Origin of the sequence: Paraburkholderia sp. BCC1876 (assembly GCF_902833695.1) — a bacterium.
GTDB lineage: Bacteria > Pseudomonadota > Gammaproteobacteria > Burkholderiales > Burkholderiaceae > Paraburkholderia.
This window is the reverse complement of record NZ_CADFGI010000004.1, coordinates 570132-591989: the sequence shown is the minus strand read 5'-3', so window position 1 is coordinate 591989 and position 21858 is coordinate 570132. Positions and strand designations below refer to the sequence as shown.

Annotated in this window: 22 protein-coding genes; 15 read left to right on the top strand and 7 right to left on the bottom strand. The window is 63.3% G+C overall.

What is annotated here, in order from left to right; genetic code table 11:
• Positions 1–76: 76 nt before the first annotated feature.
• Entirely contained in the window at positions 77–1102 is a 1026-nt protein-coding gene (locus tag HWY05_RS17995) for a sulfate ABC transporter substrate-binding protein (protein WP_035553851.1), read from the bottom strand.
• A gap of 138 nt (positions 1103–1240) precedes the next feature.
• Positions 1241–1843, bottom strand: a complete 603-nt coding sequence (locus HWY05_RS17990; RefSeq protein WP_176059106.1) for an alpha/beta hydrolase — start codon at positions 1841–1843, stop codon at positions 1241–1243.
• Between the two features lie 315 nt (positions 1844–2158).
• Between HWY05_RS17990 and HWY05_RS17985 the strand changes: the two genes are divergently transcribed.
• From HWY05_RS17985 to HWY05_RS17960, 6 genes are all read left to right on the top strand, one after another.
• Positions 2159–3100 carry a glyoxylate/hydroxypyruvate reductase A gene (locus tag HWY05_RS17985; RefSeq protein ID WP_176059105.1) on the top strand — a complete coding sequence of 314 codons (942 nt, stop codon included), beginning with the start codon at positions 2159–2161 and terminating at the stop codon, positions 3098–3100.
• Between the two features lie 111 nt (positions 3101–3211).
• Positions 3212–4138 (top strand): hydroxymethylglutaryl-CoA lyase, encoded by a 927-nt coding sequence (locus HWY05_RS17980; protein WP_176059104.1) that lies wholly within the window; start codon positions 3212–3214, stop codon positions 4136–4138.
• A 55-nt stretch (positions 4139–4193) separates the two neighbouring features.
• Positions 4194–4715: a YbaK/EbsC family protein gene (locus tag HWY05_RS17975; RefSeq protein ID WP_035553860.1), complete on the top strand. Its 522-nt coding sequence runs from the start codon at positions 4194–4196 to the stop codon at positions 4713–4715.
• 4 nt (positions 4716–4719) lie between these two features.
• On the top strand, positions 4720–4947 hold the full coding sequence (locus HWY05_RS17970; RefSeq protein ID WP_176059103.1) for a DUF1289 domain-containing protein: 228 nt from the start codon (positions 4720–4722) through the stop codon (positions 4945–4947).
• Complete coding sequence (locus HWY05_RS17965; protein WP_176059102.1) at positions 4944–5411, top strand: MaoC family dehydratase; 468 nt, start codon at positions 4944–4946, stop codon at positions 5409–5411. The genes HWY05_RS17970 and HWY05_RS17965 overlap by 4 nt, the downstream gene beginning before the upstream one ends.
• On the top strand, positions 5408–6361 hold the full coding sequence (locus tag HWY05_RS17960) for an MBL fold metallo-hydrolase (RefSeq protein ID WP_035553867.1): 954 nt from the start codon (positions 5408–5410) through the stop codon (positions 6359–6361). The genes HWY05_RS17965 and HWY05_RS17960 overlap by 4 nt, the downstream gene beginning before the upstream one ends.
• A gap of 960 nt (positions 6362–7321) precedes the next feature.
• Here HWY05_RS17960 and HWY05_RS17955 read toward each other — a convergent pair.
• Entirely contained in the window at positions 7322–8212 is an 891-nt protein-coding gene (locus HWY05_RS17955) for an alpha/beta hydrolase (protein WP_176059101.1), read from the bottom strand.
• A 327-nt stretch (positions 8213–8539) separates the two neighbouring features.
• Between HWY05_RS17955 and HWY05_RS17950 the strand changes: the two genes are divergently transcribed.
• Positions 8540–9499: a nitronate monooxygenase family protein gene (locus tag HWY05_RS17950; RefSeq protein WP_176059100.1), complete on the top strand. Its 960-nt coding sequence runs from the start codon at positions 8540–8542 to the stop codon at positions 9497–9499.
• Positions 9500–9531: 32 nt separating this feature from the next.
• Here the strand turns inward: HWY05_RS17950 and HWY05_RS17945 are convergent, their stop codons facing one another.
• From HWY05_RS17945 to HWY05_RS17930, 4 genes are all read right to left on the bottom strand, one after another.
• Complete coding sequence (locus tag HWY05_RS17945) at positions 9532–10470, bottom strand: LysR family transcriptional regulator (RefSeq protein WP_035553875.1); 939 nt, start codon at positions 10468–10470, stop codon at positions 9532–9534.
• A gap of 220 nt (positions 10471–10690) precedes the next feature.
• Entirely contained in the window at positions 10691–11776 is a 1086-nt protein-coding gene (locus HWY05_RS17940) for a porin (protein ID WP_035553877.1), read from the bottom strand.
• A gap of 582 nt (positions 11777–12358) precedes the next feature.
• Positions 12359–12952, bottom strand: coding sequence for a hypothetical protein (locus HWY05_RS17935; RefSeq protein ID WP_244146637.1), 594 nt, complete (start codon positions 12950–12952; stop codon positions 12359–12361).
• Between the two features lie 175 nt (positions 12953–13127).
• Entirely contained in the window at positions 13128–13409 is a 282-nt protein-coding gene (locus HWY05_RS17930) for a hypothetical protein (protein ID WP_176059098.1), read from the bottom strand.
• A 72-nt stretch (positions 13410–13481) separates the two neighbouring features.
• Here HWY05_RS17930 and HWY05_RS17925 point away from each other — a divergent pair, with 72 nt between their 5' ends.
• From HWY05_RS17925 to HWY05_RS17890, 8 genes are all read left to right on the top strand, one after another.
• Positions 13482–14507 carry a bile acid:sodium symporter family protein gene (locus tag HWY05_RS17925; protein WP_035553881.1) on the top strand — a complete coding sequence of 342 codons (1026 nt, stop codon included), beginning with the start codon at positions 13482–13484 and terminating at the stop codon, positions 14505–14507.
• A gap of 275 nt (positions 14508–14782) precedes the next feature.
• Positions 14783–16633 (top strand): phosphodiesterase, encoded by a 1851-nt coding sequence (locus tag HWY05_RS17920; protein WP_035553883.1) that lies wholly within the window; start codon positions 14783–14785, stop codon positions 16631–16633.
• Positions 16634–16853: 220 nt separating this feature from the next.
• Positions 16854–17840 (top strand): LacI family DNA-binding transcriptional regulator, encoded by a 987-nt coding sequence (locus HWY05_RS17915; RefSeq protein ID WP_176059097.1) that lies wholly within the window; start codon positions 16854–16856, stop codon positions 17838–17840.
• Complete coding sequence (locus tag HWY05_RS17910; protein WP_176059096.1) at positions 17837–19120, top strand: AGE family epimerase/isomerase; 1284 nt, start codon at positions 17837–17839, stop codon at positions 19118–19120. Before HWY05_RS17915 ends, HWY05_RS17910 begins: the two co-directional genes overlap by 4 nt.
• Positions 19117–20034, top strand: a complete 918-nt coding sequence (locus tag HWY05_RS17905) for a carbohydrate kinase (protein ID WP_176059095.1) — start codon at positions 19117–19119, stop codon at positions 20032–20034. Before HWY05_RS17910 ends, HWY05_RS17905 begins: the two co-directional genes overlap by 4 nt.
• 120 nt (positions 20035–20154) lie before the next feature.
• Positions 20155–20385, top strand: coding sequence for a hypothetical protein (locus HWY05_RS17900; protein WP_176059094.1), 231 nt, complete (start codon positions 20155–20157; stop codon positions 20383–20385).
• Positions 20386–20450: 65 nt separating this feature from the next.
• Positions 20451–20696, top strand: coding sequence for a hypothetical protein (locus tag HWY05_RS17895; RefSeq protein WP_176059093.1), 246 nt, complete (start codon positions 20451–20453; stop codon positions 20694–20696).
• A 131-nt stretch (positions 20697–20827) separates the two neighbouring features.
• Entirely contained in the window at positions 20828–21808 is a 981-nt protein-coding gene (locus HWY05_RS17890) for an ion channel (protein ID WP_176059092.1), read from the top strand.
• The last annotated feature ends 50 nt before the right edge of the window (positions 21809–21858 follow it).

Genomic DNA, 21858 nt, shown 5'->3' with positions numbered 1-21858 from the left:
GCGCGATAAACCGCGTGCAATAAAAAGGGCGCCTCGATTGATATCAAGGCGCCCTTTGCATTTTTAGAACCGCCGATTACTTCTTGTCGACGATGATCTGATCGAACGTGCCGCCATCCGAGAAGTGGGTTTGCTGTGCTTTCTGCCAGCTACCGAACATCTCTTCGACGGTGAAGGTTTTGATCGGCTTGAACTCGGCGGCGTGCTTGGCCAGCACGTCCTTGTCACGCGGACGCAGATGATGCTGCGCGATGATTTCCTGCGCGGCCGGCGACCACAGGTAGTCGAGATACGCCTGAGCTTCCTTGCGTGTGCCGCGCTTGTCGACCACCTTGTCGACGATCGACACCGGCGGCGCCGCCAGCAGGCTCACCGACGGATACACCGCTTCGAAATTGCCCGCCCCCACGCCGGTGTCGATCAGCGACACTTCGTTTTCGAACGTCACCAGCACGTCGCCGATGCCGCGTTGCGTGAAGGTAGTCGTCGCGCCCCGTCCGCCTGTATCGAGCACCGGCACGTTCTTGAAGATCGCCTTTTCGAAATCGAGCGCCTGCGCATCGGTGCCGCCGTGCTGCTTGCGATAACCCCATGCGGCGAGATACGAATAGCGTCCGTTGCCCGAGGTCTTCGGATTGGCGATCACCACCTGCACACCGGGCTTCGCGAGATCGTCCCAGTCCTTGATGTGCTTCGGGTTGCCCTTACGCACGAGGAACACCATCGTGGTGGTGTACGGCGCGCTGTCGTTCGGCAGACGCGCGCGCCAGTTGGCCGGCACCAGTTGGCCCTTCTCGGCGAGCAGGTCGATATCGTTCGGCTGGTTCATCGTCACCACGTCGGCCTGCAGGCCTTGCAGTACCGACAGCGCCTGCGCGCTCGACGCGCCATGCGACTGGCGCACCGACACGGTCTCGCCGCTCTTCTGCTTGTACGCCGCGATAAAGCCGGCGTTGATGTCCTTGTACAACTCGCGCGTCACGTCGTACGACACGTTGAGCAGCGACGTGTCGGCATGCGCCGTCGAGATGCCGCCCATCGCGAGCGTGATTGCCGTCATGCCGGCTGCGAACCAGCGCGATGTCCCCGTGTTGCCTGCCATCTTGTCCCCGCCTATCGATGATGAAAACCTGTGGCCGCACGAGTGCGCGGCGTGAAGCGGGATTCTAACGAATTGCTTACCGGTTCGTTCGGACCGAAGTCGGACATAACGCGGCGACGCTGAACGCCATCGCCGTGCTCAGACGAACGCGTGCGGCGCGGCCTCGAACGTCTCCTCGCGAAAGCGCAGCGGCGCCGCGCAATGCACCAGCGTGTCGACGAAATACTTGGCGCGCGGCCACGGGCCGAAGCCGGCCGCGGTATTGATATGCCCGACGTCGCCGAGATTGACGAATGCGCTGCCAAGACGCTGCGCGAGTTCGCGCGAACCGGCGAGCGACATCCACGGATCGGTTTCGCTGCCGATCAGAATGGACGGCACGCCGAGACGTCGCGCGTCGAACGGGCCCGCGAAGGCGAATTTCTCGGGGCTGGCGGCCGCAACGAACAGCACGCCGACCACATCGTTCGCGTACGACGCCTGCTGCAACGCGTGCGCGGTCGCGAGACAACCAAAGCTGTGCGCGGCCAGCACGAACGGCCCACGCTCGCGCGCCAGCAGATCGCGCAACGACTGCGCCCAGCGGGCGACGTTCGGGGCTTCCCAGTCGGCCTGCTCGACGCGCAACGAGCGCGCGAACTGCCGCTCGAGCCAGGTTTGCCAGTGCGCGCCCTCGCTGCCGTGCAGGCCGGGAACGGTCACGAGCCGCGGCGGCCACGTCGATTTGATGCATGGAAGCATGTCTGTCCCTCGCAGCGGGAATCCGGGAAAGTATTGTCCCGCCCGGCCCGGCGTGGGTGAACCAAGTTTTTGTGCTTTGGTTATGCGGTAAATGCAGGGGCAAGTGCGGTGGCAAATGCCGGAACAAATGCAGACAAACCGCACGCCCGTACGCAAACGCGCGCGGTTCGCGTCGAAAAAGTAGAATGAAGCCTATCCATAAAAGGAGGAGGCCCCCATGCCGCAAGCGTCGACCGATGCACCGCGCGTAGTGCTGCCGCGCGGCCGGGCCTTCCCCGTCAATCGATCCGACTACGCAGGGACCTGCCCGACCGTATGAAAGTCCTCTTCTACATGACGCATGCCGACGCCGCCGAGTGGCTGCACGACTTCGCCCGTGCGCTGCCCGAAGCGGATCTACGCGAATGGCAGCCGGGCGACACTGCGCCGGCCGACTTCGCGGTCGTGTGGCGGCCGCCGCGCGAAATGCTGGCCGGTCGCGACGATTTGCGCGCGATTTTCAATCTCGGCGCGGGCGTCGACGCGATCCTCGGGCTCGAACACGCGCAACCCGGCACGCTGCCGCGCAATGCGCAGTTGATCCGGCTCGAAGATTCCGGCATGGCGCTGCAAATGACCGAGTACGTGACGCATTCGGTGCTGCGCTATCTGCGTCGTTTCGACGACTATCAGACGCTGCAAGGCGAACGCCGCTGGCAAGTGCTGGAGCCGCATCCGCGTGAGACGTTTACGGTCGGCGTGCTGGGGCTCGGTGTGCTCGGCTCGCATGTCGCGCAAACGCTCGCGAGCTTCGGTTTGCCGGTGCGTGGGTATAGCCGCAGTGCGCGACAGATCGACGGCATCACGACCTTCGCCGGCGATGCGCAATTCGACGCGTTTCTCGATGGCGTCAAAGTGCTGGTGAATCTGCTGCCTCACACACCGGAAACCGGCGACGTGCTGAACGCGCGCACCTTCTCGAAGCTCGCGCGCGGCGCGTATCTGATCAACGTCGCACGCGGCGGGCATCTGGTCGAACAGGATCTGCTCGACGCTCTAGCTAGCGGTCAACTTACCGCCGCGACGCTCGACGTGTTCCGCGACGAACCGCTGCCGACCGATCATCTGTTCTGGCGCGAACCGCGTATCACGATCACGCCGCACGTGTCCGCGCTGACGCTGCGCTCGGAAAGCGTCGAGCAGGTCGCGCGCAAGATTAAAGCGCTGGCGCGTGGTGATACGGTCGGCGGGGTGGTGAATCTCGAACGCGGTTATTGAATACGAGCTACCGAATCAATCGTAGGAGAGCCGCCTCGCGCGGCTTGCAACTCAATTGCATGGGACCCGAGTAAGCGCTAAGCCGCTAGCTCGGGTCGAAAGGAGACAATCATGGCCTTACCCCAGCAAGTCAAAATCGTCGAAGTCGGTCCGCGTGACGGACTGCAGAACGAAAAAGAATTCGTCGCCACCGCAACCAAGATTGAGCTGATCAACCGGTTGTCGGCGGCAGGCTTCCGCAACGTCGAAGCGGCCTCGTTCGTGTCGCCGAAATGGGTCCCGCAAATGGCCGACGGCGCCGACGTGATGGCCGGCATCGCACGCCATCCGGGCACGATCTACTCGGTGCTCACACCGAACCTGCGCGGCTTCGAAGGCGCGCTTGCGGCCAAGGCCGACGAGATCGTGATCTTCGGCGCCGCCAGCGAAGCGTTCTCGCAGAAGAACATCAATTGCAGCATCGCGGAAAGCATCGACCGCTTCGCGCCGGTCGCGCAGGCGGCTAAAGAACATGGCCTGCGGATTCGCGGCAGCGTGTCGTGCGCGCTCGGCTGTCCGTATCAGGGCGACGTGCCGGTAGCGTCCGTGGTCGATGTGGTCGAGCGCTTCGCGGCGCTCGGCTGCGACGAGATCGATATCGCCGACACGATCGGCGTCGGCACGCCCAAACGCACGCGCGAAGTGTTCGAAGCCGTGACCCGCGTGTTTCCGCGCGAACGTCTGTCCGGCCACTTCCACGACACCTACGGCCAGGCGCTTGCGAATATCTACGCCGCGCTGCAGGAAGGTATCGAGATCTATCACGCGTCGGTGGCGGGGCTCGGCGGTTGTCCGTACGCGAAGGGCGCGACCGGCAACGTCGCGACCGAAGACGTGCTGTACCTGATGAACGGCCTCGGCATCGAGACCGGTATCGACCTCGCGCAAGTCGTGGCGATCGGCGATTTCATCTCGACGTCGATCGGCAAGCCGAACGTGTCGCGCGCCGGTAAAGCGTTGCTCGCCAAGGCGCGCAACGAAGCGGGCAATTGCGTCTGATTCCCGCCGCTACTATTCGTCACTCACGCCTGCCCCTCTATCAGGACCCGAAACGATGACGGACCACGCTTCCTTCGACTCCGACGATCTCGCCTCGCTGCCGGAATCGGCACGCCGGGTTGCACTGCTGTTGCGCGAACGCGGCCACGCGGGCCGGATCGTGATGCTGCCCGAAACCGGCAAGACTTCCGCCGAAGCCGCCGCGGGACTCGGCTGCTCGGTTGCGCAGATCGCCAAGTCGATCCTGTTTCGCCGCCGTAAAGACGACGCGCCGGTGCTGGTGGTCGCCAGCGGCGCGAATCGCGTCGACGAACAGAAAGTCGCGGCGCAAGTCGGCGAGATCGGCCGCGCGGACGCGAAGTTCGTCCGCGAACAAACCGGCTATGCGATCGGCGGCGTCTGCCCGATCGGCCACGCCGTCAAACCGGTCACGCTGATCGACGCCGATCTGCTCGCACTCGACAGCCTGTGGGCGGCGGCGGGGCATCCGCATGCGGTGTTCAATCTGACCGCGCAGGAGTTGGTCGCGCTGACGGGCGCGCCGGTGGTCGACGTAGCGCTGCGCGAGACCGCGTGACGCGATGACGGCCGGCAACGATATCGAAGATGAGGATGGCAGCGTAATGTCGCCTTGCATCAGCGTGTGCAGAATGGACGAGTCGACCGGCTGGTGTGAGGGCTGCCTGCGCACCATCGACGAAATCGCCAGTTGGTCTCTGTTCGACGACGACGCCAAACGCGCGGTCTGGAGTGCGATCGAAGTACGGCACACGGAATTTATGGCGAAGCACGCGAAGGAGCGGCGATGAAACCCGCGCCACGTATCGTCACGATCGGCGAGACGTTCAGCGCGACGCTCGAACTGTCGGCGCAATCGGTGAAGTCGTTCGCCGCGCTCGTCAACGATTTGAACCCGCTGCATCACGACGACGCGTATGCCGCGCAGAGCCGCTTCGGCGGATTGATCGCGTCCGGCACGCAACCGACCGCGCATTTCATGGCGTTGCTGGCGACGCATTTTTCGCGCTACGCACAGCCGCTCGGGCTTGAGTTCGATATCAAGCTGAAGAAGGCCGTCCACGCGACCGACACGCTCACGATCAACTGGCGCGTGCGCGACGCCTATTGGAAAGCGAGTCTGAATGGCGATCTGACGCATCTCGACGGCACGGTCGTGAATCAGCGCGGCGACGTCATGTTGATCGGCACATCGACCATTCTCGTGATGCCGAAGCCCGAAGCGGACGGATCACCCAATGCGGGCACATCATGATCGCGCTGCCGGAATCGATACGGGTTTTCGAACGCGGCTGGCTGTCGTCGAATAACGTGCTGCTGGTCGACGACGCGTGCGCCGCGCTCGTCGATACCGGCTATGCGAGCCACGCGCCGCAGACGATCGCGCTGGTGCGGCAAGCGCTCGGCGCCCGGCCGCTGGATCTGATCGTCAACACGCACTTGCACTCGGACCACTGCGGCGGCAATGCGCAGTTGCAGGCGGCGTGGCCGTGCCGCACTGTTATTCCGGCTTCCGAGGCCGATGTCGTGCGCGACTGGGACGAAAGCCGTCTGACGTTTCGCGCCACCGGTCAGACCTGCGAGCGCTTCGATTTCACCGGCACGATGACGGCCGGTACGCGGTTGCGGCTCGGTGCGCTTGACTGGGAGGTGCTCGGCGCGCCCGGTCACGATCCGCATTCGTTGATGCTGTATTGCGCGGACGAACGCATCTTGATTAGCGCGGACGCGTTGTGGGAAAACGGCTTCGGCGTGATCTTTCCGGAGCTGGAAGGCGAAAGCGGATTCGCTGAAGAACAGGCGGTGCTCGAAGCGATTGCGAAACTCGATGTGCGTGTCGTGATTCCAGGCCACGGCGCGCCGTTCACGAATGTCGAGCAGGCGCTTGAACGCGCGTTCTCGCGTGTTGCCTGGTTGCGTGCAGACCCCACGCGCAACGCGAAGAATGCGCTGAAGGTGTTGATCGTGTTCAAGCTGCTTGAAATCCGTGCGATGAGTTTTGATGCGCTGGTGCGAATGGTGGATAGCGCTGAGGTGATGCGCGCGGCGGCGGCGATGCTCGCGCCGAGTGACGAGTGGCCTGCGCTGCTGCGGGGAATCGTCGAGGAACTTGCGGCGAAGAATGGGCCGTTGGAGCTGGAAGGTGAGCTGATCTTTGCGCGGGATTCGAAACCGTTGGTACAAAAAGAAAACCGCTCGACCTGAAGAACAAGGCGAGCGGCGGAAATTCTGTCGGACGTGATCAGCGTCTGGGTCAATGATACGCGTGGCGGATTTTTGACCGCATTGGTGATTTCCCTACAGAAGGTTGACGGGTCGTTTTAAAGCGGCATACGCATGGCGGTATGGAGCGTCGTAGTCGCTGGCTTTTGCTCGTATTAGGCTGGTGGGGTGAATAATCGGGTTTGTGGTTATTCTGGAATCCGTAGGGTTGGCCTTTCCTTGCTGTCTTAGTGGTCTATTAGCGTTGCCCCTGTGCGGGGCGGCACCTACTTTTCTTTGCCTGCCGCAAAGCAAAGTAGGCAAAAGAAAGCGGCTCAAACCGCTAACCATTAAGCGGGGCCCGTGGTCCGCGATGGGTAGTGGTGCATCTGGAATCCGTGCCCTCGCGCATTTGGCGGTAGCGGCACAGCAGTCATTCTTCCGGCGGCGCTGCGCGCGCCCCAACGATCGTTCACACACCGTCAGCACGTATACGTGTCCCTCGCGGTGCACATGCTGCCGAACGGTTTGCTTGTAAGCGGCGGCTGCGGGTCGCGCAGTCGGGCCAATCGGGAGGCGATGAACTGTGGAAGATTTGGGAGGCTACGGGCGCGCTGAATGGCCGCAATTTCGAAGCGCCGCGCACGCGAAGAGGTGGGGCAATCGAAGACCGTGAGCGTTGGAAATTGCAGGTGGTTTGAAGAACGACCGCACGACGCGCGAAGCGCCACCGGAAGAATGACTGCTGTGCCACGATCGCGCAGTATGCGAGAGCACAGATTCCAGATGAGCCACTACCCATCGCAGACCACGGGACCCACTTCAGAATTAGCGGTGTGAGCCGCTTTCTTTTGCTTACTTTGCTTTGCGGCAGGCAAAGAAAAGTGAGTGCCGCCCCGCACAGGGGCAACGCTAATAGACCACTAAGAAAGCAAGGAAAGGCCAAAGTAAAAGCCAACCACGCTACTGCTCAACAGCCTCAAAAAACGCCAACATCTCAGCAACAAGCTCTCCCGATGCCTCCTCAGGAATATAGTGCCCACAAGAAAGCGCCCTACCGCTAACATCCCGCGCCACATGCCGCCACTCCCCGAGCGCATCGAAGCACTTCTCAATCACGCCCTTATCCCCCCAAAGCACGCGCAGCGGACACCCAATCTTATGTCCGCGTTCAACATCAGCACGATCGTGCTCCAGATCGACACTAGCCGACGCCCGATAATCCTCGCACATAGCATGCACAGCACCAGGCTGCGCGAGCGCCGACCGATAAGCATCAAGTGAAGCAGGATCAAACACCGCCAGCCCGGCATGACGGCTCCCCATCACCGCATCGACATAAGCAGCGGGATCGGCACCGATCAGCGTCTCAGGCAACGGCTCCGGCTGAATCAGAAAAAACCAGTGGAAATAAAGCGTCGCAAACGTGCGATCGGTCGCCTCATACATCGCAAGCGTCGGCGCAATATCGAGCAACATCAAACGCTCGACCGCATCGGCATGATCCAGCGCCATCCGATGCGCGACCCGCGCGCCGCGATCATGCGCGCACACCAGAAAACGTTCGAAGCCGAAATGCCGCATCACGGCAACCTGATCGGCCGCCATCGTGCGTTTGGAATACGGTGTGTGAGCGGCGTCGCTCGGCGGCTTGCCCGATGCGCCATAGCCACGCAGATCGGTGGCGATCACGGTGAAGTGCTCAGCCAGTTGCTCAGCGCAACGCGCCCAGATCAGATGCGACTGCGGATGGCCGTGCAGCAACAGAAGCGGCGGCCCCGCTCCGCCCTTCACTCCGAAAATATCGACATCGCCCACGGCGACGCGAAAGGGCGTGAAATTCTCGAAGGCCATGGCGTCTCTCTTGTCATTACGAGTCAACGCATTGTAGGAGCCCAATGTGTCCTCGCGAGGTGGGTTAGCCCACGCAAGCGTAGAACCTGAACTCTCCTTCCAACTGTTCTAAACAGACCTGCGTTACTCGAGCGACAGGCATCGCCTATAATCGAACGATCGTTCTTTAATTGTCGGGCGGAACGTGTCGTATCGCGCATGCGTGGTGAGGCGGCGGCAAGATCGCGCCGCCCCGCCTCGGCGCAATGCACGCCATGTGCCGCTAAACTCGTACACGCCGGACGCGCCAACGCCGTACCGGTCCGCTCAAAACTGGAGACTCGCATCATGGCATTGCCCGCCGTTCTGCAAAAACTCGCGCTGCCCGTCGTTGCCTCGCCGATGTTTATCGTCAGCTATCCCGAACTGGTATTGGCTCAATGTAAGGCCGGTATCGTCGGTTCGTTTCCCGCGTTGAACGCGCGCCCGGCCGAATTGCTCGACGAATGGCTCACGCAGATTCAGACGCAACTCGCCGAGCACAAGGCCGCCAATCCGGATGCGATCATCGGGCCGATCGCCGTCAACCAGATCGTTCATCAATCGAATACGCGGCTTGAGCACGACGTGCGCGTGTGCGTCGACCACAAGATCCCGATCTTCATCACGAGCCTGCGTGCGCCGTCGCGTGAAATCGTCGACGCCGTGCATAGCTACGGCGGCATCGTGCTGCATGACGTGATCAATCTGCGTCACGCGCAGAAGGCGCTCGAAGCGGGCGTCGACGGTCTGATCCTGGTGGCATCCGGCGCCGGTGGCCACGCGGGCACGACCTCGCCGTTCGCGCTGGTCGGCGAAGTGCGGCGCATGTTCGACGGCCCGATCATTCTGTCGGGCTCGATCGCCAACGGCGGCTCGATCCTCGCCGCCCAGGCCATGGGCGCGGACCTCGCGTATATGGGCACGCGCTTCATCGCGACCAAAGAGGCGCACGCGGTCGAGAGCTACAAGCAGGCCATCGTCAGCTCCACCGCGTCGGACATCATCTACACGAACCTGTTCACCGGCGTGCACGGCAACTACATTCGCGAAAGCATCGTCAACGCGGGGCTCGACCCGGACGCGCTGCCGGAGTCGGACAAGACCGCGATGAACTTCGCCAGCGACAAGGCGAAGGCGTGGAAAGACATCTGGGGCGCAGGCCAGGGCGTCGGCTTGATGGACGACGTGCCGAGCGTCGGCGAGCTGGTGCAGCGCCTGTCGAAGGAATACGACGACGCGAAGGCGCGGCTGGGAATCGCACGCTAATCGTTTCATCTGCCGCCGGGCGTCACCGCGAATCAGCGCACGGCCATCGCCTTGATCTGCCCCAGCGACGGCCACAACGACTCGTTCGCGAACCGCTCGGCCAGAAAGTCGACGAACGATCGCACCTTGGCCGACAGATGCCGCCGGCTCGCGTAGACCACGTGGATCGGCAGTTCGCGCGGCGGCACTTCGTCCACCAGCAGCGGCACCAGCCGACCGGCGGCCAGATCGTCGCCGATCACCTCGGTGCCGAGCATCGCGATACCCGCCCCTTGCAGCACGATCACGCGCTGCGCCTCCAGATGGTTGACGATCAGATTGCCCGACAGGCGCACGCGCGGCGATGCGTCGCCGGATGCGGTTGCGAGTTCGAGCGTCGAGACGCCCGCGTATTGCAGATAGTTGTGGCGCGCCAGCTCGGCGGCCGTCTTCGGCGTGCCGTGCCGCTTCAGATAGGCCGGCGACGCGCATAGCACAAGATGCGCGGTCGCAATCTGCCGCGCGATCAGCGACGACGACTTCAACCCGCTCGGCGAGGCGCGGATCGCGACGTCGAAGCCTTCGTCGATCAGTTCGACCACGCGGTCGGACAAGGTGATGTCGACGGTGACCTGCGGATAGTGCGCGGCGTAGTCGGCCACGGCGGCCATCACGTGGCTCAAGCCAAACGCCGATAGCGACGACACCCGCAAGCGCCCTTGCGGCACGACACTCGCCGCGCCGACCACCTGCTCGGCTTCCTCCAGTTCGGTGAGCACCTGACTCAGGCGCTCGTAGTATTCGCGGCCGGCCTCGGTGGGCGCGACGCGGCGCGTGGTGCGGTTCAGCAGACGCGCGCCGAGCTGCTGCTCGAGGTGCATTACATGCTTGCTGGCCATCGCCGCCGACATCTCCATCCGTTCCGCCGCGCCGACAAAGCTGCCGACTTCCACCACATGGCGGAACACTTTCATGCTGACGAGGGTATCCATCTCAATCGCTCGCTTGAGGAATCAATCGACGCCATTCTGCCGGGTTTATAAAAAACTGGTTAGCAAAGACGTCGCCGACAGCAAGCTTGCCTGGCTGGAAATGAAAAAGCCCGCCTTCCGAAGAAAGCGGGCTTTGCGAATGCCACCGGTTTGGGACGTCGCGCGGCGGCCTGAGTTGCGTAGGCGCGCCGCGCGCCGCGCGGGTCGTGCGGTAAAGCGCTTAGAACTTCGCGCGCAGACCGACGCCGTACGTGTTGCCGCTCGACTGGTTGGTGATGTGGTCGTACATGTACGCGGCGTACACGTCCGTACGCTTGGACAGCGGGTAGTCGTAGCCGAGCGCAGCCGTCTGACGGGTCTGGTCGAGACCGCCGCCGTCGCGCGAGTATGCGTACGACGCCATCACCGTGCCCGGACCGACCGGCACCGAAGCGCCGCCCTGCGCCGTGTTCACGTGCCAGCTCGTGATTTGCTGATCGTTGTACGTGTACATGTACTGGCCGAAGAATTTCACGAACTTGAGGTCGTACGAAGCGCCGACTTGCGCGACGCTCTGGCTCTTCAGGCCGGGAACACCCGACGCCGCGAAGCTGCCGAGGTCGCTCGGCACGTTGTTGAAGTTCACGTACTGGTACACCGCCGTCGCCGCGAACGGGCCGTGGAAATACAGCACCTGGCCGCTCCACTTCTTCGCGCCGTTCTCGGTCGTGTTGCCGAGCGCGTACATAGCCGTCGCGCTCAGGCCGTTGAAGTTCGGCGACGAGTACGACACCGCGTTGCTCCAGCCGGAATCGCCGGTCACGCCCTGGTCGGTGTTGTAAGTCGGGAACGTGCCGAGGCCGAGGTACGTGTGCCACACCATCGGCGAGAATTCGTACGAGTCGACGAACGGGTTGAACAGAATCGTCGAAATGAACAGCGGCGTCGTCAGACGGCCGGCCGTGATCGTGCCGTACGGCGATTCGATACCCACATACGCGTTACGCGAAAACATCGTGTCGCCGGTGAAGCGGCCGTACTGGCCGTTCTGCGCGAGGAAGAAGCCTTCGATCGTGAAGATCGCCTTGTAGCCGTTGCCCAGATCTTCCGCCCCCTTCAAGCCCCAGTACGACGTCGACATACCGCCGCCGGACACTTCCGCGGCGCTCTTGCCGTTCGGGAATTTCTGCGAGCCGACCCATTCGTCGACCTGACCGTAAAGCTGCACGCTCGATTGCGCAAAGGCAGCCGATGCGCTGGCCAGCAGAGCGGCGCACGCAGTGGCCTTGAGGGTGGTCTTCAGCGCACTGCTGATGCTTGTATTCATGGGTTCTCCTGTCTTTGTCAAAAAGGTGTGGCTGTGCGAAAGGGGGAGCTCGCGCGAACCATTTGTTGTTGTCCGTTCGATCGTCGAGCCAATCTGGGCGGGACCATCTTTGCGGACCATTTTTATGGACAAAAATATCGCTGGTTATTGCCGGTATATCGGTCTGGTTAGTTTTGTCGAATATCGGTCTGATAAAGCTCCGCCGATTAACCCGTGAGCCCTGCCCCGGTCATTTATGCTGCAATGCGCAAAACACCGCCGACGCCACGTCCGAAGCGGTGATAACGCATCAAATGACATGCGGATGACGCAGTGCCGCAGAAACGATGAAATTTGACGACAACAGGAGGATTACCGCCGGGTGTTTTCAAAAAAGTGTGGCGTCGAAACGTCACATTGACGGCGGCTGAATGGCCGGAGGCGGTGCGCGGAGATAAAGCAGGCGACTTGAAAGCCGGGAGAAACGATCGGGCCGAATGCGAAAGCGCATTAGCCGATGGGCACTGAAGGTGTTGAAAGGGTTGAACGGCGTTGGCGCGCCGTGCGTAGTCGAACCGAACCCGAAGCTAACGCGACTCGCGACTAGTTGCGGTAAGGCGAGCCTTCCGGTTGACGCGGATCCTCGCCTTGGCGCGGCATGCCGCGCCCCGAACCACGCTCTTCGTTATAGCGGGCGACGTCGGCGCGAATCGAGCCCGCGCGAACCGGCGCATTGGCCGGCGGCCGAGGCACGCCACGCGACTCGGCGCTGACCGGCGTAATGGCGCCGGCGTACTGCATGCCGCCGCGGCCTTCGCCGGGATAACCAACCGGACCCGCGACGCGGCGCATGCCCGGGTTATAGACGCCAAAACCGTTGTTGCCGCCATTCTTGCCCGCGAAGTTCGCGCCGCCGCGTGGCAAGCCCGCGTTGCGGTCAACCGCAAGGTTACGGGCGGAAGTCGGCCTTTCGGCCGGCATACCGTCGTAGCGGCCGCCGCCCCGCGTCTCACCCCGCATGGCGTGGTTCGCGGCGACATGCGAATACCCACCGCCGCCGAAGTGCGGCGCGCCCGGCGCTTTCGCATAGGCGAACGAGCACAGCGCGGCGATAACCGCGTCCAACGCCCAGTGCTTCGTTCTCGACAACCCGTCCACCTGATGACTCACATGCCCGAAGACTTGCCTGGAGTCCATCGTTCGAGCTGCGATGGACTGGTTTGGGGACTGGCGCGAGCGCTGCGTTTCTATCGCAGCACGACGCATCCCGACGGCCTTTGAACCGTAATTTATGGGTGGCGGCAGAGGGTGTCGAGCCAAAAAGTGTTAGGCCTCCGCCGCGGATGTAACACCTTGTTACTGCGACGTTTTTCTACGACACAACCCTTGCGCCGCCGCCCTGAAACCGCTTGCTCACAAGGCTTTGCCGAAGACCCGGAACGGCCATGCGTATGACGAATCCGAGCGGTTTTTTCGGCCTGATTGTCAAAACCGCATGGACCAAACCGGGTAAGTCGCCAATACTGAAAACGTGAAGACCAACGCCGGCCCAGCGCTCACCGCTCCATCCTGTTGATGCGCCTTTCTCATTAATCAATTCGGCAAATGAATTTGCATTTTTAATCGATATAAAATAACAATAGCCTTTTGCCACAGCCAGAGGCGGGCCTCCGCGCGCGCTTCCCGCGCAGTGTCCGCATCCGCATCACCGAATTGAGATTCCTCCATGGCCCGCCCGAAACTGCTCCCCGACAACTTCACCTTATGCCTCGTCGGCACGGTGATCCTTGCCAGCTTGCTGCCGGTTCACGGGCAGGCCGCCGTCGGCTTCAACTGGCTGACGAACGTAGCGGTCGGCCTGCTGTTCTTCCTGCACGGCGCGAAACTCTCACGCGAAGCGATTGTTGCGGGTGCGACGCATTGGCGGCTTCACCTGGTCGTGCTGCTCAGTACCTTCGCGCTGTTTCCGCTGCTCGGCCTCGCGCTGAAGCCGCTGCTTTCGCCACTTGTCACGCCGGCGCTCTATGCGGGGGTCCTCTTCCTCTGCACGCTGCCTTCTACAGTTCAGTCGTCGATCGCGTTCACCTCCATCGCCAAGGGCAATGTGCCGGCTGCTGTGTGTAGCGCGTCGGCCTCGAGTCTCCTCGGCATCTTCATCACGCCCGCGCTCGTCAGTGTCGTCGTCACCAATCAGGCGGCGGGCGGCAGTTCGCCGTGGCATACGGTGGGCGATATCGTGCTGCAACTGCTGGTGCCGTTCGTGGCCGGGCAGTTGCTGCGCCCGCTGATCGGCAAGTGGATCGAGCGTCATCGCGGCGTGCTGAAGTTCGTCGACCAGGGTTCGATCCTGCTGGTGGTGTATGGCGCGTTCAGCGAGGCGGTGAACGAAGGCCTGTGGCATCAGATTCCGCTGTCCGCGCTCGGCGGCCTGCTGCTGATCAACGTGGTGCTGCTCGCGCTGGCGCTGGCCGTGACGATCTTCGTCAGCAAGCGGCTCGGCTTCAATCGCGCCGACCAGATCACCATCATCTTCTGCGGCTCGAAGAAAAGCCTCGCCGCCGGCGTGCCGATGGCCAAGGTGATCTTCTCCTCGCATGCGGTGGGCGCCGTGGTGTTGCCGCTGATGCTGTTCCACCAGATCCAGTTGATGGTGTGCGCCGCGCTCGCGCAGCGCTGGGGCGCTCGCGACACCAGCGGCGAAACCCGCGCCGCCGCGAGCAAAGGATCCGCCGCCGCCATGGCCCGGCGGTAAATACGCGCGCAATGCAAACAGGACATTCATAAGCGCCCTCCCTGAGCGTGATTCGAAGAAAGCCGCCTCATGCGGCTTTTTTGTTATTTCACGCGCAAACGCCCTCGCTGTCGCCTCAGCCGGATGGCATAAGCCGAGTCCTGGCCGGGCCTAAAGCCCGGCTCGTCCTGGCATCCAGGACACGCACCACGCCAGTGCGTCGCGTCACTAAAAATTCACTTAACTCTGCGCCGGCCGCGCCGATAAGCCGAACGTCTCTTGCTACGCCTACTGCCATGCAACTTCGCTCGCCCTCCCGATCCGCCGCGCCGCGCATCGAGGAGTTGATCGCCCGGCGTGATCTGTTCGCTGTATTCCAGCCGATCATCGATTTCGACGACGGCGCGATCCTCGGCTACGAAGGTTTGATTCGCGGTCCGGCGGGCACGCCACTCGAAACGCCCTTCGCCCTGTTCTCGCAAGCGCTCGCCGAAGGCTGCGCGATTGCGCTCGAACAGGCCGCCGCGCGCACGTGCATCGAAGCCTTCGCGAAGCTTGATTACGACGGCAAGCTGTTCCTCAATTTCAGCGCGGGCGCGATGCGTCAACTCGCCGAAGCGCGCGACGACACACTCGCGCTGCTGCGGCATCGCGGCGTCGATCCGCAACGGCTCGTGATCGAGCTGACCGAACAGAGTTCGATTCCGGACGTAGCCAGCTTCCTGCCGGTGATATCGACGCTGCGCGCGGCAGGCGCGCAATTCGCGCTCGACGATTACGGCACGGCCAACGCCAGCATGAATCTGTGGGTGCGTCTGCAACCGGACGTGGTGAAGATCGACCGCTTCTTCATCCACGACATTGCGAGCGATCCGCTCAAGTTCGAGGCCGTGCGCGCGATGCAGCATTTCGCCAACGCGAGCGGCGCGCAACTGGTGGCCGAGGGCATCGAGAACGAGGCGGATCTGATCGTCGTGCGCGACATGGGGATCGGCTGTGGGCAGGGCTATTTCTTCGGCCGTCCGCATGCGCACCCGGCGCGCAAGCTGAGCGACGACGCGCGCGACGCCTTGCGCGCCAATCACATCGCCGTGTTCCCCGAGACCACGCGCGCGGTGAGCAGCGCGTCGCCGTCGGGCGGCATGGCGTCGGCGAAAATGCTGGTGCATGCGCCCGCGTTGCCGCGTCACGCCACCAACAACGACGTGCTCGAACTGTTCAACCGCCTGCCCGATCTGCACGCGGTCGCCGTGGTCGAGAACGACCAGCCGGTCGCGCTGATCAACCGCCGCAGCTTCATGGACCGTTACGCGCTGCCGTATCACCGCGAGCTATTCGGCAAGCGCCCTTGCCTGCAGTTCGCCAACGCGTCGCCGGTGATTATCGAAAAGTCGATGACCGTCGAGCAGATGGCCCAGCTCCTCGCGAGCGACGACCAGCGCTATCTCGCCGACGGCTTCGTCATCACCGAAAACGGTCAGTACGCGGGTCTCGGCACCGGCGAGAAGCTGGTGCGCGCGGTGACCGAGGTACGCATCGAAGCAGCCCGCTACGCGAACCCGCTGACGTTCCTGCCGGGCAACATACCGATCAGCTCGCACATTGCCCGCCTGCTGGGCAACGACGCGGCCTTTCACGCGTGCTACGTCGATCTGAACCACTTCAAGCCGTTCAACGACCAGTACGGTTACTGGCAAGGCGACGAGGTGCTGAAATTCGCCGCGGCCGTGCTCGCCGAGGTGTGCGACCCGACCCGCGATTTTCTCGGGCACGTGGGCGGCGACGATTTCATGATCCTGTTCCAGAGCGACGACTGGCAGGAGCGCGTGCTGCGCGCGATCCACGTCTTCAACGAAGGCGCGCAGCGTTTCTACGCGCCGGCCGACCGGCTCGCGGGCGGCATTCACGGCGAAGACCGACGCGGCAATCCGAGCTTCTTCGCGTTCGTGACGATGGCGATCGGCTGCGTGCGCGTCGAACCGGCCAGCGGCCCGTCTCTGTACAACAGCGAGGAAATCGCGTCGGTCGCGGCGGTGGCCAAGCGTCGCGCGAAACACGACGCGAGCGGCTTCGTGCTGATCGACGCGGACGAAAGCCTGGTCTTGCTACGCGGCCAGGCCGAAGCCGCGCACGCGCATATCGACTGAAGGACCCAGACGGCGGCAGAGGGAGCAAACGGGGCTGAAGCGCCCTTTCACGCCATTGTTTAGCTTGTTTTACTAAACAGCATATTTCGGGCCAACCTCAACACCCAGGGGTATCTCCGGGTGTCATGCGAGTGTTTTTCCGGCGGTCGAAGGCACGTTTTACTATACAATCGCCGGACTCAAACACCGTGCGGTCGCCGTCTCGCGGCCGCTTCTTTCGATGGCCACAACCATCCGCGACGTCGCCCGTGCGGCCAGCGTGTCGATCGGCACCGTCTCACGCGCCTTGAAAAACCAGCCGGGGTTGTCCGAGGCGACCCGCGAACGGGTCGTCGAAGCAGCGCGGCAGCTTGGTTATGACGCCGCGCAATTGCGGCCGCGCATCCGCCGGCTCACCTTTCTGTTGCACCGTCAACACAACAACTTCGCCGTCAGCCCGTTCTTTTCGCACGTGCTGCACGGTGTCGAAGACGCCTGTCGCGAACGCGGCATCGTGCCGTCGGTGCTGACCGCCGGCCCTACCGAAGACGTGATCCAGCAACTCCGCCTGCACGCGCCCGACGCGGTGGCGATTGCCGGTTTCGTCGAGCCCGAAACGCTCACCACGCTGGTCGCGATGCAGCGCCCGCTCGTGCTGATCGATCTGTGGGCGCCGGGCTTGCGCTCGGTGAATCTCGACAACGCCGCCGGCGCCACCCTCGCCATGCGGCATCTGTTCGCGCAGCAGCGCAAGCGCGTCGCGTTTATCGGCGGCTCGCTCGCGCACTTCAGCATCGCGCAACGCGCGCTCGGTTACCGGCGCGCGTTTTTCGAAGCGGGGCTGCTGTTCGATCCGTCGCTGGAACTCACGATCGACGCCGGCCTCGACCCCGACAGCGGCGCCGCGCGCGCCATGCATCAGTTGCTCGACGCGCCGGGCCCGCACCCCGACGCGGTGTTTGCGTACAACGACGCCGCCGCGCTCGCCGCGCTGCGCGCGTGCCTCGCGCGCGGCCTGCGCGTACCCGAGGACATTGCCATCATCGGCTTCGACGACATTCCCGCCGCCGCGCATGCTACCCCGCCGCTGTCGACCATCTCGGTCGACAAGGAAGCGCTCGGCCGGCGCGGCGTCGAGTTGCTGCTCGAAGACGCCCCTGCCGAACTCGAAGTCCGTTTGCCCGTCCATCTCATTGCCCGTGCCAGTACTTTGGTGAAAACGCCATGACGCAATCCGATTCGCTTCATCCCGCCAACGGCGTTGCCGCGCCGTCCGTCGACGATTTCCGCAGCCGCGAGTTTCTGCTCGCGCACGTAGAGGACACGCTGCGTTTTTACGCGCCGAACGTGTTCGATCCGAGCGGCGGCTTCTTCCATTTTTTCCGCGACGACGGGTCGATCTACGACAGGACCACGCGGCATCTGGTGAGCAGTTGCCGCTACGTGTTCAACTACGCCATGGCGTATCGCCAGTTCGGCGACCCGCAGCATCTCGAGTACGTGCGCCACGGTCTGCGTTTTCTGCGTGAGGCGCATTGGGACGCCCAGCACGAAGGCTACGACTGGGAACTCGAATGGCGCGACGGCCACAAGCGCACGCTCGACGCCACGCGCCACTGTTACGGCCTCGCGTTCGTGCTGCTCGCGTATTCGCATGCGGCGATGGCCGGCATCGAAGAAGCCAAGCCGATGATCGGCGCGACCTTCGAATTGATGGAGCACCGCTTCTGGGACGCCGCGGCCGGCCTCTACGCCGACGAAGCGTCACCCGAATGGCGCGTCAGTTCGTACCGTGGCCAGAACGCGAACATGCACACCACCGAGGCGTTGCTCGCCGCGCATGAAGCGACCGGCCATCTGGTCTATCTGGATCGCGCCGAACGGGTCGCGTCGAATATCACGCTGCGTCAGGCGAAGCTTTCGCAAGGCCTGGTGTGGGAGCACTTTCACGCGGACTGGTCGGTCGACTGGCACTACAACGAGGAAGACAGTTCGAACATCTTCCGTCCGTGGGGCTTCCAGCCGGGGCATCAAACCGAGTGGGCCAAGCTGCTGCTGATTCTCGAACGCTTCCGTCCGTTGCCGTGGCTGTTGCCGCGCGCGATCGAACTGTTCGACGCCGCCATGACGCACGCCTGGGACGAAGACCATGGCGGCCTCTACTACGGCTTCGGCCCGGACGGCACCGTGTGCGACCACGACAAGTATTTCTGGGTCCAGGCCGAAACCTTCGCGACCGCCGCACTGCTCGGCAAGCGCACCGGTAACGAGCGTTTCTGGGACTGGTACGACGAGATCTGGCGCTATAGCTGGGCGCATTTCGTCGATCACAAGTACGGTGCGTGGTATCGCATCCTCACCTGCGACAACCGCAAATACAGCGACGAAAAGAGTCCGGCCGGCAAGACCGACTACCACACCATGGGCGCGTGCTACGAAGTGCTCGCGCACGCCCTGTCCGACGGCGCGGCCGCCGCTGCAGCCGAATCCGCGGAGCACACGAAATGAGCCAAGCCAACGCAAACGCCGAATTCCCGCTGTTCGTCTCGGCCGGCGACATCCTCACCGATCTCGTGCGCACCGGCACCTCGCAATGGCTGTCGCGGCCGGGCGGCGCCGGCTGGAACGTGGCGCGCTGCGTCGCGCGGCTCGGTTTGCCGACCGCCTGCGCCGGCTCGCTCGGCGTCGACAATTTCTCCGACGAACTGTGGAACGCGAGCGTCGCCGCCGGGCTCGACATGCGTTTCATGCAGCGCGTCACGCGGCCGCCGTTGCTGGCGATCGTGCATCAGACGCATCCGCCCGCATACTTTTTCATGGGCGAAAACGGCGCCGATCTGGCCTTCGATCCGGCGCACTTGCCGGCCGGCTGGAGCGAGCAGGTGAAGTGGGCGCACTTCGGCTGCATCAGCCTCGTGCGTCAGCCGCTCGGCGACACGCTCGCGGCGCTCGCGGCGCAGTTGCGTTCGCAAGGCGTGAAGATCAGCTTCGATCCGAACTACCGCAATCTGATGGAACACGGCTACGAGCCGACCTTGCGCAAGATGGCCGCGCTCGCCGATCTGATCAAGGTCTCCGACGAAGATTTGCGTCTGCTGTTCAAGACCGACGACGAAGCCGCCGCGCTCGCGCAACTGCAAGCCATGAATCCGGCCGCCACCGTGCTGGTCACGCGCGGACCGGAAACGGCCCTGTTGATTGACGGCGCGATGATGGTCGAAGCGCGGCCACCGCGCGTCGAAGTGGTCGACACGGTCGGTGCGGGCGACGCGTCGATCGGCGGCCTGCTGTTCAGCCTGATGACGGCGCCGCAGCGTGCGTGGCCCGAGCATCTGGCGTTCGCGCTGGCAGCCGGCGCGGCGGCCTGCCGCCATGCCGGCGCGCACGCGCCCACGCTCGATGAAGTCGTCGCGCTGCTGTAATTCTGCTGCCTTGTGCGGCGTGCATTGTCACTGACAAGGCGCGCCGCCAGCGCGAAAGCCGGCGCTCCGTCATCGTGCTACGATGAAAAATCCGTAACCTTTGGAACCAGGAGCGTCGTCATGGAAGACATCACCTACACCAAAGGCATCTACACGGCCACGGCGTCGATAAAAGAAGTACAAAGCGACACCTGGCAGGGCGTGGTCACACTCTCCCGCGACGAAGGCGACATCACCGCCGATCAGGAAACCACGGTCTACGAAGTGGACGCCACCTCATCGACGCCGGAAGAAGCGCTCGAAGAAGCCAAGGCGCTCGCTCACCGCATTCTCGGCAGCATCGAACTCTAGGCAGTCCGGCGCCGCGCGCGCCGAAGCGCGCCGCGCCACCTTGATCCAACCGGCTGGAGGCGATCATGGCGGAACAGCTCTTCCTCTACGGCGTGTACTCGATACACGTCCGCCCTCTCGAACTCAACGGCGCACGCTGGGATGCGGAATACGAAATCCGCCATCGCGACAAAGCGGTGAAATCGTGGACGACCGTAGGCGGCGATAACGGCTACGGCGACGCGACCGAAGCGATCGCCGCAGCGCATCAGCAAGCCGTCGACGATATCGAACACGGCGCGGGCATTCCGAAGCCGCGGGCGTTTCCGTAAGCTGCCGGCAAACACGTTCCGACCGCCCCAAGCGGTGCGCGGAACGTGGATCAAGGGTTGCGGCATCGCGGCATTGCACTCGCGAAACGGCGTGCTACGCTTTGCGCGTTTTCATATCCCACGAGCAAGTGATGGCTACCGAACCGTCAGACCGAATGGCCGGCCTTGGCGACGCCAAGGAGAGCGCGCCGAAGCGCCGCGCGCGCGGCAGCCGCGAATTACGTCTCGACGATCGCGTGATCATTGCGCACGGCATGCCAACGCCGCTCTGGCAGGATCTCTACCATCGCGCGGTGGTGGCGCGCTGGCCGATGTTCTTCGCCTCGCTCGCGGTGCTGTTCCTGCTGCTCAACACGGCGTTCGCCGGCCTGTACATGCTCGGCAAAGCGCCGATCGCCAATCAGTATCCGCAGGGTTTCGGCGGCGCTTTCTTTTTTAGCGTCGAGACGCTGGCGACTGTCGGCTATGGTGACATGCATCCGCAAACCGTCTACGCGCACTGGATCGCGACGCTCGAAATTTTCTTCGGCATGTCCAGCGTCGCGTTGGCGACCGGGCTGATCTTCGCGCGCTTTTCACGCCCGCACGCCAAGATCATGTTTGCCCGCTACGCGATCATCCGGCCGCTCGACGGCCGCATGACGCTGATGGTGCGCTCGGCCAACGCGCGTCAAAACGTGATCGCCGAGGCCCACGCGAGGCTGCGCATTCTGCGCAAGGAAACCACCGCCGAAGGTCTTGTTCTGCGCAAGCTCTACGACCTGACGCTCGTGCGCGATCAGCATCCGGTTTTCAAACTCGGCTGGAGCCTGATGCATATCATCGACGAAAGCAGCCCGCTATTCGGTGAGACCGCTGAGTCGCTCAAGGGCAGCGATACGTCGCTGGTGCTGACGCTCGAAGGCGTTGACGAATCGACCTCGCAAACCATGCAGGCGCGCCACATGTGGAGCTGCGATCAGATTCGCTGGCATTACCGTTTCGTCGACATCATGAGCGAGCGGGACGGCGTGAGCCACATCGACTATGCGCACTTCGACGAGATCGTGCCGCTCGACGCGGCGCCGCTCGCGGTTAATGTCGTTAATGTGGCCAAAACCAAAGGGCAATAAACTGCGCAACGCGCTCGGATTACGCCGATCACGTTGCGCCGATGAGATGC